This is a genomic window from Lacicoccus qingdaonensis (assembly GCF_900101075.1).
GTDB lineage: Bacteria > Bacillota > Bacilli > Staphylococcales > Salinicoccaceae > Lacicoccus > Lacicoccus qingdaonensis.
On record NZ_FNFY01000042.1, the window covers coordinates 1 to 13,930 of the forward strand.

The 13,930-nt window shown below is 42.0% G+C and carries 18 protein-coding genes; 13 read left to right on the top strand and 5 right to left on the bottom strand.

Features of this window, described 5'->3' with window-relative positions:
* Positions 1-42: 42 nt before the first annotated feature.
* A protein-coding gene (locus BLR15_RS13105) for an IS3 family transposase (protein WP_092988043.1) occupies positions 43-1,208 on the bottom strand; the annotation gives its coding sequence in 2 pieces (ribosomal slippage) (positions 43-932 and positions 932-1,208; 1,167 coding nt in all).
* A 122-nt stretch (positions 1,209-1,330) separates the two neighbouring features.
* Entirely contained in the window at positions 1,331-2,236 is a 906-nt protein-coding gene (locus BLR15_RS13110) for a LysR family transcriptional regulator (RefSeq protein WP_092988224.1), read from the bottom strand.
* Positions 2,237-2,351: 115 nt separating this feature from the next.
* Here BLR15_RS13110 and BLR15_RS13115 point away from each other — a divergent pair, with 115 nt between their 5' ends.
* The 9 genes from BLR15_RS13115 (at position 2,352) to BLR15_RS13155 (ending at position 9,299) form a co-directional block, all read left to right on the top strand.
* Positions 2,352-3,530: a M24 family metallopeptidase gene (locus BLR15_RS13115; RefSeq protein WP_092988226.1), complete on the top strand. Its 1,179-nt coding sequence runs from the start codon at positions 2,352-2,354 to the stop codon at positions 3,528-3,530.
* A gap of 26 nt (positions 3,531-3,556) precedes the next feature.
* Positions 3,557-4,981: a YfcC family protein gene (locus tag BLR15_RS13120; protein ID WP_092988228.1), complete on the top strand. Its 1,425-nt coding sequence runs from the start codon at positions 3,557-3,559 to the stop codon at positions 4,979-4,981.
* Positions 4,982-5,117: 136 nt separating this feature from the next.
* Complete coding sequence (locus BLR15_RS13125; protein ID WP_092988230.1) at positions 5,118-5,864, top strand: sulfite exporter TauE/SafE family protein; 747 nt, start codon at positions 5,118-5,120, stop codon at positions 5,862-5,864.
* Between the two features lie 79 nt (positions 5,865-5,943).
* Positions 5,944-6,321 carry a hypothetical protein gene (locus BLR15_RS13130; protein ID WP_092988232.1) on the top strand — a complete coding sequence of 126 codons (378 nt, stop codon included), beginning with the start codon at positions 5,944-5,946 and terminating at the stop codon, positions 6,319-6,321.
* On the top strand, positions 6,311-6,880 hold the full coding sequence (locus BLR15_RS13135; RefSeq protein WP_052256856.1) for a YdcF family protein: 570 nt from the start codon (positions 6,311-6,313) through the stop codon (positions 6,878-6,880). The genes BLR15_RS13130 and BLR15_RS13135 overlap by 11 nt, the downstream gene beginning before the upstream one ends.
* A 116-nt stretch (positions 6,881-6,996) precedes the next feature.
* On the top strand, positions 6,997-7,410 hold the full coding sequence (locus tag BLR15_RS13140) for a hypothetical protein (protein ID WP_092988234.1): 414 nt from the start codon (positions 6,997-6,999) through the stop codon (positions 7,408-7,410).
* Positions 7,411-7,572: 162 nt separating this feature from the next.
* Positions 7,573-7,824 carry an AbrB/MazE/SpoVT family DNA-binding domain-containing protein gene (locus tag BLR15_RS13145; RefSeq protein WP_052256854.1) on the top strand — a complete coding sequence of 84 codons (252 nt, stop codon included), beginning with the start codon at positions 7,573-7,575 and terminating at the stop codon, positions 7,822-7,824.
* The gene (locus BLR15_RS13150) at positions 7,818-8,150 is read left to right on the top strand and encodes a type II toxin-antitoxin system PemK/MazF family toxin (RefSeq protein ID WP_092988236.1); all 333 of its coding nucleotides are present in this window, start codon (positions 7,818-7,820) and stop codon (positions 8,148-8,150) included. The genes BLR15_RS13145 and BLR15_RS13150 overlap by 7 nt, the downstream gene beginning before the upstream one ends.
* Positions 8,151-8,291: 141 nt before the next feature.
* Positions 8,292-9,299 carry an LLM class flavin-dependent oxidoreductase gene (locus BLR15_RS13155; protein WP_092988238.1) on the top strand — a complete coding sequence of 336 codons (1,008 nt, stop codon included), beginning with the start codon at positions 8,292-8,294 and terminating at the stop codon, positions 9,297-9,299.
* Between the two features lie 49 nt (positions 9,300-9,348).
* On the opposite strand, the gene BLR15_RS13160 is transcribed toward BLR15_RS13155, so the two are convergent.
* Both BLR15_RS13160 and BLR15_RS13165 read right to left on the bottom strand, forming a co-directional pair.
* Complete coding sequence (locus tag BLR15_RS13160) at positions 9,349-9,828, bottom strand: pyrimidine dimer DNA glycosylase/endonuclease V (RefSeq protein WP_092988240.1); 480 nt, start codon at positions 9,826-9,828, stop codon at positions 9,349-9,351.
* The gene (locus tag BLR15_RS13165) at positions 9,828-10,448 is read right to left on the bottom strand and encodes a flavodoxin family protein (protein WP_092988241.1); all 621 of its coding nucleotides are present in this window, start codon (positions 10,446-10,448) and stop codon (positions 9,828-9,830) included. The genes BLR15_RS13160 and BLR15_RS13165 overlap by 1 nt, the downstream gene beginning before the upstream one ends.
* A gap of 579 nt (positions 10,449-11,027) precedes the next feature.
* Between BLR15_RS13165 and BLR15_RS13170 the strand changes: the two genes are divergently transcribed.
* The 3 genes from BLR15_RS13170 (at position 11,028) to BLR15_RS13180 (ending at position 12,304) form a co-directional block, all read left to right on the top strand.
* Positions 11,028-11,459: a pyridoxamine 5'-phosphate oxidase family protein gene (locus BLR15_RS13170; RefSeq protein WP_092988243.1), complete on the top strand. Its 432-nt coding sequence runs from the start codon at positions 11,028-11,030 to the stop codon at positions 11,457-11,459.
* Between the two features lie 264 nt (positions 11,460-11,723).
* A complete protein-coding gene (locus tag BLR15_RS13175; protein ID WP_092988245.1) occupies positions 11,724-11,996 on the top strand; it encodes a hypothetical protein in 273 nt (90 codons plus the stop codon).
* A gap of 5 nt (positions 11,997-12,001) precedes the next feature.
* Positions 12,002-12,304 (top strand): type II toxin-antitoxin system RelE/ParE family toxin, encoded by a 303-nt coding sequence (locus tag BLR15_RS13180; protein ID WP_092988247.1) that lies wholly within the window; start codon positions 12,002-12,004, stop codon positions 12,302-12,304.
* Between the two features lie 52 nt (positions 12,305-12,356).
* On the opposite strand, the gene BLR15_RS13185 is transcribed toward BLR15_RS13180, so the two are convergent.
* Positions 12,357-12,785, bottom strand: coding sequence for a GNAT family N-acetyltransferase (locus BLR15_RS13185; protein WP_092988249.1), 429 nt, complete (start codon positions 12,783-12,785; stop codon positions 12,357-12,359).
* A gap of 178 nt (positions 12,786-12,963) precedes the next feature.
* Here BLR15_RS13185 and BLR15_RS13190 point away from each other — a divergent pair, with 178 nt between their 5' ends.
* The gene (locus BLR15_RS13190) at positions 12,964-13,233 is read left to right on the top strand and encodes a helix-turn-helix domain-containing protein (protein WP_052256845.1); all 270 of its coding nucleotides are present in this window, start codon (positions 12,964-12,966) and stop codon (positions 13,231-13,233) included.
* The last annotated feature ends 697 nt before the right edge of the window (positions 13,234-13,930 follow it).

Below are 13,930 nucleotides of genomic sequence, written 5' to 3' on the forward strand. Positions count from 1 at the left end.
TAGACTGACATAGTGAAATGAGACAGAGATAAAACACCTTCATTAGGCTATCTTCACTCCAAAATCAATTGGAGAGAGGTAGCCTAATTTTTCTTGTATTCTTTCCTCGTTATAATACTTCAAATATTGATTGACACGCGAAATCGTCTCCCCATTACTGAGTGAGTTGTATCTTGTGTATATGAATTCTTCAGATTTCAGATTGGAATGGAACGATTCAATGACCGCATTGTCCCAACAATTACCTCTCCTGGACATACTGCTGACCAGATTATTTTCCGTGACATATGCCTGGTAGGCATACGAGGTGTAGACACTGCCCTGATCAGAATGAATGATGACACCTTCAGGGTATGCACGACGCTTCAGTGCCTCTTTCAAGGTATCCAGCACCAATGGAGTCTGCTGATGATCATACAATTTGGCGGCGACGATTTCGTTGTTGTAAAGGTCCATGATCGTCGATAGATATTTCACAGTCCGTCCATATTGGATGTAAGTGATGTCTGTGACCCATTTCTGATTGGGTTCGGCAGACTGAAAATTACGCTTGAGCCGGTCCGGCGCAATAATGACCGTTTCACCTTGCGCTTTCCATTTCTTTTTCGGTTTCACCCGGCATTGTAGATGATGTTTCTGCATGATGGTCTGAACCGTGTTGCGATGCCGTTTAATCTGGTATGTCCGCTCCAATAACGCTTTCACTTTACGATGGCCATAGCGGTACTGCGTCGACTGACAGATCTCAATAATCGCCTGCTCAACATCTGTCAGTGAGGGTTCAGCCCCTTCTGACTGCCATCGATAATAGTTGGCACGCGGGATTTCCAATGCATTCAGAATCACTGTGATGGTGTACTTCGATTTCATACGTTCAACAAGTTTCAGGACTACTTCTTTTTCAACTCCTTTTTGATCGCCATATACTTTTTTAAAATGTCATTCTCCATTTTCAGATGTTCTAGCTGACGATTTTTCCGCTCATCTTCTGAACGGTCTTCCGGTCCATGTCCGTAGGTGTATTGTTTGCCGATTGGCTGGTCCAATCGATAGAGTTCCCCCTGTCGATACCACCTGACCCAAGTGGAAATCTGGGACTTGTTCTTGATGCCGTATTTCTCCATAATCTCTTGAGTCGTTAATTCACCCGCTATTTTTGCTTTCACTACCGCCCATTTCACATCACTTGAATATACGTTTTTGCCCATGCAAAAACACCTCCGATTGAGTACTTGATTTATTGTACCATCTCGAAGGTGTTTTATACTGTCTCAAATAGTTAGGTTAGTCTATATACAACATTTATAATTCTGTGCTTTTTTATGTGATTTTATCTTTTATTTATCAATATACCTTCTTTTATCAAATTTTGAATATGTTTTATAAATAATCTTACGCCGGGAGAAGTACTTTCTTTATGCCAGGCTAGAGCTGTAGTCTTTTTATAATTTTGCTTTATAGGTAGAAAGGCGACATCATCATTAATGATTCTTGTTGATGACTCAGGTACAATTGCGACACCAAGTTCTGCAGCCACTAAGGAGATGATAGTTTGTTGTTCTTGAGCATTTTGAACGATTTTAGGATAAAAACCCTCACTCTTACAAATTGAGATGATTGAATCAAAATATCCTTTACCTGATTGTTCTGGGGTCATTATAAAATTTTCATTTGCCAGCTTGCTCACATCCAGCTGTTTTTTCATTTTAGAGAGATGATGATTCATTGGCACGACAGCCACAAAGCCCTCTTCTACTATAGGAAGAATATTTAACTTTTCTTCATTGACTGGGGGAACTAACATACCTACATTGATGTTCCCATTTAGCAATCCTTCTATCTGTTCACTGGATGTATGCTGTTCTACCAATAATTTTATATCGGGATATTCTGCTTTAGTTTCTTTGATTACAAGCGGCAGTAAATCATAAACTACTGATCCACTGAAAGCTAACACCACTTCTCCCAATTCTCCTTCATTAATGCGTTTCGTCGTTTCCACTTCTTTTTCTATGAGATTTAATATGAACTTACAGCTGTTTGCAAAGTAAACACCGGCTTCAGTAAGTTCGACTTTCCTATTCGTTCTATTGAGCAACCGGACATGTAATTCTTCTTCAAGTTGTCTTATTTGTTTACTCAATGGTGGCTGTGAAATATTCAATTCTTTAGCGGCATTATTAAAATGTAAGTGAGAAGCAACAGTATGAAAGTACTTTAAATGTCTGAGTTCCATATTTCCTCCTGTGATTAATACTTTTTATGTATTAATTAGTAATTAATATATATTATACAGTCTTAATCAATGTTGTTAAGCTGTCATTATAGAAAATTCAGAAAGGAAGATTTATATGTTGTTAAAAATATCGAATAAAGAGATTAAAGAGAGACAAAACAAATTCAGAGATCAGCTATCTGAGAGAAAAATAGATGCATCTATTTTATTCAGTACAACTGATATTTTTTATTTAACGAATTTCATGTTTAGACCTTCTGAAAGACCTATTGCATTTTTTACAGATTCTAATCAAGAAAGTCATCTTTTTGTACCAGCTTTGGAAAAAACTCATGCAGAAGAATATGCAGTAGTGAATCATGTGCACAGTTACCCAGAGTATCCAGGAACAGAGCACCCTATGAATATTTTGAAAGCGGTTCTATTAGAATCAGGTTTTAATAATTTATCGGTAGGAATGGATAGCACTGGCTACAGTTCAGCAAAAGGATATACGGGACCAGAGATTACAGAACTGATGGATTTTAACAATATAGAGACGATTAAAGGTTTAGTGGAGAAATTAAGATATATTAAATCTTCTAATGAAATTGAACTGATCAAAGAATCCGCGAGATGGGGTAATTTAGCTCATACTTTACTCGTTGAATATACAAAAGCCGGTAAAAGAGAAATGGAAATTGAAGGCAGAGCAACATACGAGGCGACACAAATGATGTTCAAGACTTTAGGGAATGGTTATAAACCATATGGAAATCCAGCGCATGCATTTTATAGAGGACAAATCGGTCCACACTCAGCCTTTCCTCATTCTCAAAACCAAAATGCTCTAATTGAAAAAGGTTTTAATGTTGTTTCACAAGCTGCTTGTGATGTGTGGGGATATAAAAGTGAATTGGAACGCACAATGTTTATAGAAGAAGCAAGTATTGAACAAGAAAAATATTTCAATCATATGTATAACGCCCAAGAGATAGCTTTTGAGAAGATAAAACCAGGCATTGCTGCTTCTGAAGTTGAACGTGAGGTTCAAAGATACTTTAATGAAAATGGTTTAAGTGAGAATGTAAGGCACCATACGGGACATAACATGGGACTTTTAAATCATGAAGCACCATTCTTCGATTTAGGTGATCATACGATATTAAAAGAAGGCATGGTATTTTCAGTTGAACCAGGAGTCTATGTTGAAGGACTGGGGGCCTTCAGGCATTCAGATACTGTTGTAGTTACTGATGCAGGCATGGAACTGATTACTTATTATCCAAGAGATTTTGAATCACTGATAATTTAGTATTTTAACAATGGGGAGGGGTAAATATGTCAGAACAAACAACCAAAGAAAATAATCATAAAAAACGAACAAGGTTTTCTATGCCTGATTCGTATATAATTTTATTTTTAATGCTAATTATAGCTGCAGTAGCCACTTATATTATACCTGCAGGAAGTTTTGAAAGAGAAGAGGGTGGACTGGTCCCCACAGTTATACCAGAAAGCTTTACTAATGTAGAAAGTAGCCCCGTCGGTATAATGGATTTCTTTTTATCTATTCAGGGCGGTATGATGGAAGCTGCGAATATTATCTTTCTCGTATTGATTATTGGCGGATCATTTGCAGTCATTAATGCTACAGGAGCAATTGATGCAGGCATTATGAGTTTAATAAACAGAACTAGACACAGAAAGACTTTATTAGTTGTTTCAGTTGCTGTTGTATTTTCAATTGCGGGTTTTTTGGGTGTACTTCATACTGCAGTGATTGCTTTTATACCTGTCGGTCTAGTAATTGCCAAAGCGTTTAAATTAGATGCTATCACAGCTGTCGCTTTAGTATACTTGGGAGCATATTCAGGGTATACAGTAGCAGGATTAGATCCTATAACCACTGGTTTTGGTCAAGAGATAGCAGGGTTACCTGTTTTTAGCGGTCTTTGGTACAGATTTATAATCTATCTCTTTATACTAACTTCAAGCATCTTATATATTTTATACTATATTAATAAAATAGAAAAAGATTCCTCGAAAAGTATTATGGGTGAACAGAAATTTACTGATATTGAAGTGGGGGAGGATACAGATAAAACTCAACCATTTACCACGTTAAGAAAAATCATATTAATTTATTTTGCGATTTGTATGACAATCTATACAATAGGAGTTTTCCAACAAGACTGGGGATTAGAAGAGATGACTGCACTGTTCCTAATCATAGGAATAGGTACTGCATTACTCGCAAGAATGAGTGGAACAAAATTTGTGAAAGAATTTGTAAAAGGTGCTCAAGGGATGATCTATGCAGCATTGATTGTGGGACTTGCCCGCTCAATTGTAGTTGTTCTAGAAAACGGAATGATTTTAGATACTGTTGTTAACTATATATCCATGATACTTGAACCACTACCTGCAGTTATCGGTGCAGTTGGTATGTATTTCTTTAATTTACTATTCAACTTAATAATTACTTCAGGCAGCGGACAAGCAGCAATAGTTATGCCTATCATGGCTCCTCTTGCTGATATTATAGGGATTACAAGACAATCAGCCGTACTTGCTTATAATATGGGAGACGGTTTTACTAATACAATAGCTCCGACATCAGGTATATTAATGGCAAGTATAGCTGTAGCAGGAGTTTCCTGGGTAAAATGGCTGAAGTTCATGCTCCCTTTATTAGGTATTTGGATTGTTATCGGTTTAATTGCATTAATCATTGCAGTGTCAATTAATTTAGGACCATTTTAAATTTTAAGACCTTGGTTATAACTTTTATAATTGTATAACCAGGGTCTTTCTATGAATATTACTTATACATATGTATTTTCATAATATTTTGGTATATGATTGATATTCATAATTAAATTTGAAAGAAGCGAATGCAATGGATATATTACCAATCATAGCCATATTGACCGTCGGCATCGGCGTCGGTTTCATCAATATCGTCTCGGCCGGCGGCTCGATGCTGACTCTGCCTCTCCTGATATTCTTCGGACTGCCGTCGAATGTAGCGAACGGGACGAACAGGATTGCGATTCTGTTCCAAAATGTTTTTGCGATGTACCAGTTTCATAAAAACGGCCACCTGAACTGGAAGCTCGGACTGGCGCTCAGTGTACCGACGACGATTGCGTCCATATACGGCGCACAGATCGCTGTCGATATCGCAGAAAACACGTTTGATAATCTGCTCGCGACATTCATGATCATATTTGCGGTGCTGCTCATCATAAAGCCGCAGCGTTTTGTCAAAGGGAAGTTCAGTCTTAAAGTTTCAATCGTTTTATTATTCATAGCGTTCGTCTTCATCGGCATATACGGCGGGGCGCTGCAGGCGGGTGTCGGATTTTTCATCATGCTGACATTGCTGATGCTTGTGCCGAAAATACCGATGGCGGAGATGCACGGTATTAAAGTGCTTGTCGTCACCATCTATATTTCAGTGTCCACATTCGTCTTTATATCAAACGGCCTGATCAGCTGGGATTTTGCGATTGCTCTTTCCATCGGTTCGGCGACAGGCGGGTTTTTAGGCGGTAAGTACGCGAGTATACTGCCTGATAAACTGCTTGAGAAGATACTGATTGCTGCAATCATCTTCTTTGCCGTGATACTGCTCTTCAGATAGTTTGTATCAATTGATTTTAACCGATTGTAAGTTGTATCATTTAGCTGACATTAAATAATGGATGACAGGAGGACAAAGTGTGTTTACTCAAATCATCAGACTGCTACTCGTGTCCTCGGTGCTCGTCATGAGTGCCTGTCAGGCTGAATCTGTAAATGAAAATCTGATCAATAAAGTCAACAGTATTGAAGACAGCTGGATCAATTATGAAGGCGCGGAAGAGAACAATAATACAATGGTCCGCTCGCAGTTCATCCCTTACGATCCGGATAAGGCATACGAAGTGAATTACCCGACGTACATTGCGTACTATGACGGTGAGAAATTCCTTGAGACCATCCGTCATCAGGACACGCCGGCGACGGTAGAGACGGTGGAAGAAGCGGACGGCGTCATCGTCAGTTTCAATAAGAAGAATAAAAACGGCATGCAGATGGTGGTAACGGATGAACAGTAAACTTTATATCGTCATTCTGCTGCTCTTTATCTCAATGCTCGCACTTCTCATTGCCGACAGCTTCTACCATAACTACACCGATGAGCCGGAAGACAGTGACGTCATCATCGTCCTCGGCGGCGGTGACCAGGGCAGGATGGATAAAGCTGCCGAGCTGTATCAGGCCGGTTATGCGGATACAGTAATCATGACACCGATCGGAGACAGATTCAGTGGAGAAGAGCTGAAGTCCATCGGTAGACATTACGGCATCGACGAATCGGATATCATAGTCGAGGAAGAATCTGACAGCACCTATACAAATGCAGAGGAATCAATCAAGATCATGGAAGAAGAAGGCTTCGATTCGGCGCTCGTCGTTACGAACGACTATCATACTAAAAGATCAAGACTCGCTTTCGACCGGGTAAACGACAGCGATAAGACCTTTATTTTCATCAATGCCATGAACTTATCAGGTGAGAGATGGTATGAACGGGAAAACTCCGGTACCATTTGGCTGAATGAATTTGTGAAGACATGGGGTTACAGATTCGGATTGTATAATTGGTTCGGATGATAGGGAACAATCAGAAACCTCCCGGCAGTTTAGAAACTGCTGAGAGGTTTTAATTATGGGTTAAATAGTGTAATAAAATTCTTTCGTAGTATAATCTACATAAAAGGGGTGGGGACATGAGACGTGTGTTAAAAGCTGCAGATGTGAGAGAACAATGGGATCAATTCAACGATGACGTGATCGGTTCAGGGCCCGCATTTGTCGAAAAAGATGGAAGAGAGTGGGTGGCCATAAGCACCGGTCAGTTTGACGCCATCCTGAATTATTTTGTGCTGGAAGCGGAATATTTCAATGAAGAAGATGGTTCGGTGACTTTCTCCATGGTCGATCTGGACGTGGCGGAAAACGGCGAGACGAAAGAGGCTGCGCTCGACATTCTTGTTGGTGAACTGTTTGAATACGCGAAAGAATATCAGGAAAATTTCAACATGTACTTCAATTCATCCAACCGGCAGCATCACCTGCCATATGTTCTGAAGATCCTATCCTGCGACAATAAGGAGATCTTGAAAACGGTGGTGAGGTATTGAGGGTATAGTTTAATTGATAGTTCTGTTTCTACTGCAAGAAAAGTTTACTGATCAATGACCAGGATGATTCATAATAAGAAATTATCAACAATAAAGAGACACACCTTTTGTATTTACATAAGTAAGTACATATGTTACGATTATAAATGTGAGGTGTTGATTATGAGTTCTAAAAACGCAAAGGTTTTTAAGAGTGGTAACAGTCAGGCAATCAGTTTGAATAAGTCGGCTTTTAATGAAGCGGGTCTGTCAATAGGAGATGAACTAATTGTGGAAATTAAAGATGAGCAATTAACTTTCACCAAAAAAGAAAAAGATATCAAAGATGAAATACAAGATTTTTACCGTCAAGGCGGAAAATATGATGAAAAAGAAATAGACTTCGGTGAATCTGTTGGTAAAGAACTATGGTAAAGCAGTTCGATATAGCATTAGTAGATTTCGATCCTGCTAAAGGAAAAGAAAAAGGAAAATACAGACCTTGTGTCATTATCAGTAATGATTTATTGAACAGCAGCAATACAATCAGTTGGGTCATGCCAATTACGAGCAGAAGTAAGCGGTTTCCATCTGATATTCCTTTAAAAACTAAGAACAACAAAGTGACGGGAATCATAGACACGGTTCAAATAAGGGCAATAGATCTATCAGTAAGAGATACGAAAATAGTTGATACTTTACAGGAACAGTTGAAACATCAACTTTTAAGATCAATAGCTGCACATACAGAAGTAATATAAAAATATCGGTGGCGGATGAAAATTCTGTCAGCCGATTTTTTATTTCCAATAAAGTCCTTCTCAGTCTCAATCATTTGAGAGCACTCCCCAATAATGATACGGTGTTGAGTAGAATTGATACATAAAGGAGAACGGAATCACATGACAAAACGTATACCACTCAATCTGCTCGAACTGGTCGGGATCTCTGACAACCAGACGGTCAGGGAAGCGATAGAAGCGGCGATGGAAAACGCCAAGCTGATCGATAGACTGGGATTCAAGCGCCTGTGGTTCGCAGAACACCATAATACTCAAAATCTGGCTTCGGTTTCGACCGCGCAGCTGATCCAGATGGCGGCGGACCGGACGGAAAATATCCGTGTGGGTTCGGGCGGCATCATGCTGCCGAACCATTCACCGCTTCAGGTGGCGGAAAATTTCGGCACGATCGCACAGATGCATCCGGACCGGATCGACCTCGGCCTCGGACGGGCGCCGGGCACAGACGGGCAGACTTCCCAGCTCATTACGCGTTCCAGCAGTGATGCCCAGAATTTTGCGAATTCCATCTACGACATGATCGGCTGGTTCAGTGACGAAGGTCAGGGCAAGAGTGTGCCGGTCACTTCGACTGTCGGCACGGGGACGAACATCCCGATATGGGTGCTCGGTTCCAGCATGAACGGCGCATCGATCGCCGGCCAGCTCGGTCTGCCTTATTCCATCGCGACGCACTTCGTGCCGGATGACTACAAACAGAAAATCGAAACGTACCGCTCGGCATTCACGACCTCCCAGCCGACGTCACAGATTTCGGAACCTTACGTCATGGCGGGAATAAACGTCATCGTGGCACCGACGGACGAAGAAGCGGAAAAGATCTGGACGACGTCGCAGCAGATGATCGCGGATTTACAGACGGGCAAACAGCGTAAACTGCAGCCGCCTGTCGACCCGGCGACGTTCGGGTCTGAAGAACAGAGAAAAATGATGGACGGCATGTTCAGCCTGAAAGCCGTCGGTTCACCGGAAACCGTGAAGGCGAAGCTGGAAGCATTCGCCGAAGATTCCGGCGTGGATGAATTGATTGTCGTCACATACACTTACGATCCGGAAGATCGGAAGCGGTCGATGGAACTGCTCGCAGATTTGTGGTTTGAGGATTAAAGGAATTTTTCCATCAATATTTTGGCATACAATAAAAATGGAAGGCGCTTCAGCCTTCCAGATGAATCCCGCATCTTGGCGGGATTTTGTCGTTCTGCCATTTTTCATGGAGCAAACTGGCATACAGCGAATATGCTTCTTCACCGTAGGTTTTCGCATCACCATATACATAAAACGGCGGAAGAGGGTCTTCGTTCCACAGACAGTCGCCTTCATGCGCCTCGATCAGAGATGCCAATCCATCAAGGTCCTTCCTGAATCCGGGGCTCCGCTTGCCGCCGCGTCTCTGATGTTCTCTGTCACAGGCGATGAGCAACTTGAAAGTATGCGTAATAAAAGGATGCCCATCATTATAGACATGCTTTACAATCGGATGGTGCAGGTACCGCGTATTGGTCTCCAGCAGACCAATCATGCTCAAATTCACCCTCAAAATCTGGTAAAGTTCGAGTACCTGTTTTGACAGCCGGCGGTTATCCAGATACGCGGCACTCTTTTCATGCGAGGGGTTTATTCTGAAAATCTGCATTATTCCATCGTATTGCCTTCCGCCGGAATCGGGTGCTCCTTGAAAAGCCGCGCCAGGTGCATCGTGTTCCAGGCGAGCATCTTCACATGTGATTTCGTAAATTCATTATCCGTGCCCGCTTCCATATAGGACGGGCCCGGTCCGGCATCACCGACCCAGTACGTGTTGACGTTCGGCGGAATCGTAAATCCGTTGTGGGCCATGGAGTAGAGGATCGATTTTGCTGCGGCCTTTCCGCCGTCCTCATTGCCCGTCACGACCACGCCGCCGACTTTGTTGTAGAAAATCGACTGGCCTTTATCGTTCGTAAGCGACGCACTGCCGTACAGCCGCTCGATGAGCAGTTTTGCCACACTGCTTTTCTCACCCAGCCAGATCGGCGTACCGATGATGACGATGTCCGCCGCTTCGACCTTCTTTAGAATTTGCGGGAATTCGTCCCCGCCGCCCAGGTCGTCGCTGATGCCGAAAAGCACATTGTAATCCGTGATCCGCACGCTTTCGGTCTCCACGCCGTTTTCGCGGTATATGTCAAAGACCTCGTCCGCAAGCGCCTCCGTGTTCGACTTCTCGTCACCATACTTCAAAGTCGTATTCAGAAATAAAGCTCTCAGTGCCATTTGATAACCTCCAATTTGTCTTTACATTACATGTACCACGTAAGCGGGGAGTTAAGCAAAAAAGAACCACACTGTGGTTCAGTCGTGTTCATTCTGCTGGACATACCTACCCCCTTTTTAAGAGTGAAACCTTGGTGGAGATGAGGGTGGGCGAGAAAAGACTCCCATCGGAGCTTCGATCTGCAAACGAGACTCCGATAAACTTCCAGCGGAGCTTCGATCTTCAAACGAGGCTCCGTTAAACTTCCAGCGGAGCTTCGATCTTCAAACGAGGCTCCGTTAAACTCCCAGCGGAGCTTCGATTCTCAAACGAGGCTCCGTTAGACTTCCAGCGGAGCTTCGATCTCAAAACGAGGCTCCGTTAGACTTCCAGCGGAGCTTCGATCTCCAAACGAGGCTCCGTTAGACTTCCAGCGGAGCTTCGATCTTCAAACGAGGCTCCGTTAAACTTCCAGCGGAGCTTCGATCTCCAAACGAGGCTCCGTTAGACTTCCAGCGGAGCTTCGATTCCCAAACGAAGCTCCGTTGAATGTTTGGCCCACATAAAATCGTGGAAAACTTTTAACAGAGGTGATAGCAATGGAACGACAAAAAGTGGTTGAAGAAATTGAAAATATACTGAATATATCGAGAGTGGGCGTGATGTCCACGATATCCGGCGACAAGCCGAACAGCCGTTATATGATTTTCTACAATGACGGGCACACGCTCTATACGAAAACGGATAAGGAATCGCTAAAAGTCGATGAAATCGAGAACAACCCGAATACGCATGTACTGCTCGGGTATGAGGAGACATCGAACGACAGCTTCCTCGAAATCGACGGCAAAGTGGAAATCGTCGAAGACCAGGAGACGCTCGACTGGTTATGGCAGAACCAGGACAAGACGTACTTCGATTCCGAGAAGGACTCGGATTTCACAGTATTGAAAATAAATCCCGAATCCATCAAGGTGATGAACGACCGGGAAAATGTCGGCGCATCGCAAGTAGTGGATTTCACCGAATAACTGAAAGAACTAAGCCCTGGGTCAAGATACACCGGGGCTTTTTCGTATGGGAATTTTATTTCTTTATCAGGATTTAGCTTCTGGTTCAACATACACCTTCATCGGGTACCAATTGACTGCTGATATAGACAGCTCAGATCGAATCCGGCATCTAATTTCGATTTGACAAGCGATTTTGACTGTCTCAGATCGAATCTGGGGTCTAAATTCGATTTGCCAGGTTATATTGACTGTCTCAGATCGAATCTGGGGTCTAAATTCGATTTGCCAGGTGATTTAGACTGTCTCAGATCGAATCTGGGGTCTAAATTCGATAAAAGTAAGAAAGAAGATTCTGATGATTTTTCTGAAGAAATACTTTCCGACCTCATCGATGAAGGTTATAAAGGTGAGGAATTAAAGGCGGCCTTTGCTGAAAGAAGAGCGATGTTAACATCAGCGGTTGATAATCTTATTGAAGAAGCTAGAAATTCAAAGTCATATGATTCCTTTGAAGATATGTTGGAAGATACAGTTGATGAAGAAGACGAGGACTAAAAGATATGTATGAAATACAATATACAAGCTCTGCAAGAAGGTACTTCAAAAAACTTCGTAAAAAAAATAAGACCCTGTTAGAAAAGATGTCCATAGCCATAGAAGAAATCAGTCTGAACCCGTACACAGCCGGGGTGCCAAAGAAGGGTGATCTCTCCGGAATTTATGGATATGATGTATATCATCAAGGCAGTAATTATGAAATTGCTTATAGAATAGATACAGATAATGATGGAAACATCATCTTAATACTCCTTGCAGGCAGCCGTGAGATTTTTTATGAGCAATTAAAAAGATATATGAAGTGATACAAAAATAACAAGAACGATGACTTCTCATCAGTTCTTGTTATTTTCATGTCTACGGCGTATATTCCATATCAAAATGCTTGTGTCCGGCGATGTCATATGACTCTGAAACGGGTTTGAACCCGAAGGAGGCATAAAATTCATCCAAGTAAGCCATCGCAATGATTTCTATCTTTTTATTCGGATAAGCATCTTTTGCATAATCCACTGCATATTGAAACAGTTCCCGGCCCATGCCGTTGCCGCGGTGTTCTTTATTCACGACGACACGGTTGATATTTACATTATCACCGACAAGGATCCGGCAGTAAGCAGTGATTACATCCCCTTCTTTCTTCATCAGGTGCGTCGCCTCCTGGTCCTTGCCGTCGATATCACTGAACAGGCTTTCCTGTTCGATGATGAAAATATCCTGCCTCATTTTCAAAATCTGCTCCAGCTCAACCAAGCTGAGCTCATCAAATGTTTTCAAAAGCCACATATAATGACTCCTCTCATAAAATGTGAATATATATACAGTTTAACATATTTCAGACAATTGTTTGGATTTTTCAAATAAAGGTAAAATGTAATATTGACATACATAATTTTCTATCAAAGGGGAGGGGGGATACGATGAAATTTTTAGATTGGTTCAGAAGAAGTAAGGACAAAAAACGGTGACGAAAGAATCCAATGCAAATAAACTCAGCAAGTACAATGAGAACCTGCAGCTGCAGCTCATCGGCCTCCGCATCGGTCTTGGAATGACGCAGGAAGAATTTGCCGAACTGACCGGCGCAGAACTGTCGGTCATACGTGAACTGGATAAAAATATCGAAGATATTACAGTCGGCGAACTCCAGACCATTTTGACAAATACGAACACCGGCGCCAGGCTGGTCATCAAGAAACGGGACGATAAATTCACGAGGTTTTATGATCGCTAGGACGGTGTTCCCCCGACATGGCGCAAAAACGATGTCGGGGTAGAGGTGTTTTCCCGACATGGCATAAAAACGATGTCGGGGCAGAGGTGTTTTCCCGACATGGCACAAAAACGATGTCGGGGCAGCGGTGTACTCCCGACATGGCATAAAAACGATGTCGGGGCAGCGGTGTACTCCCGACATGGCGCGAAAACGGTGTCGGGAAAAACAGCAATTTTTCTGTTCTTCACGAATATTCTCCCCGGTTTATGATGAAAGGCTCCGGTCAATCAGATAAAATGGTTGATTTAAATTTTTTTAAGTCATATAATACCCCTATAGGGTATATTTAGGAGACGTACTTTTAAGTAGTCTCATCCTCGTATATTAAAGATAGTTAGTTTTTACTAACTATAATTGTTATATATTTCTTGATGTATAATAGTTATGAATCAGATAGAGGTCGTCGTTCTCCTCCTTGAAGTCCAATCTTCGCAATTTAGACTGACGCCTCTGTCTTTATAGAAATATTCGCATGAGCTGGATGATACATTGTTATCGCATATCTAACGAGGCTGAAGGTCTATAAAGATTAGAGGATGACCCCATCTGATTAATTTCTTTAGGCGGTGTTAAATATGTTCTATCTTGGTATTGATATTGGTAAACGGAATCATGAAGTCGGTCTCATTAATCATTCAGGTGATCCTGTAGGTAA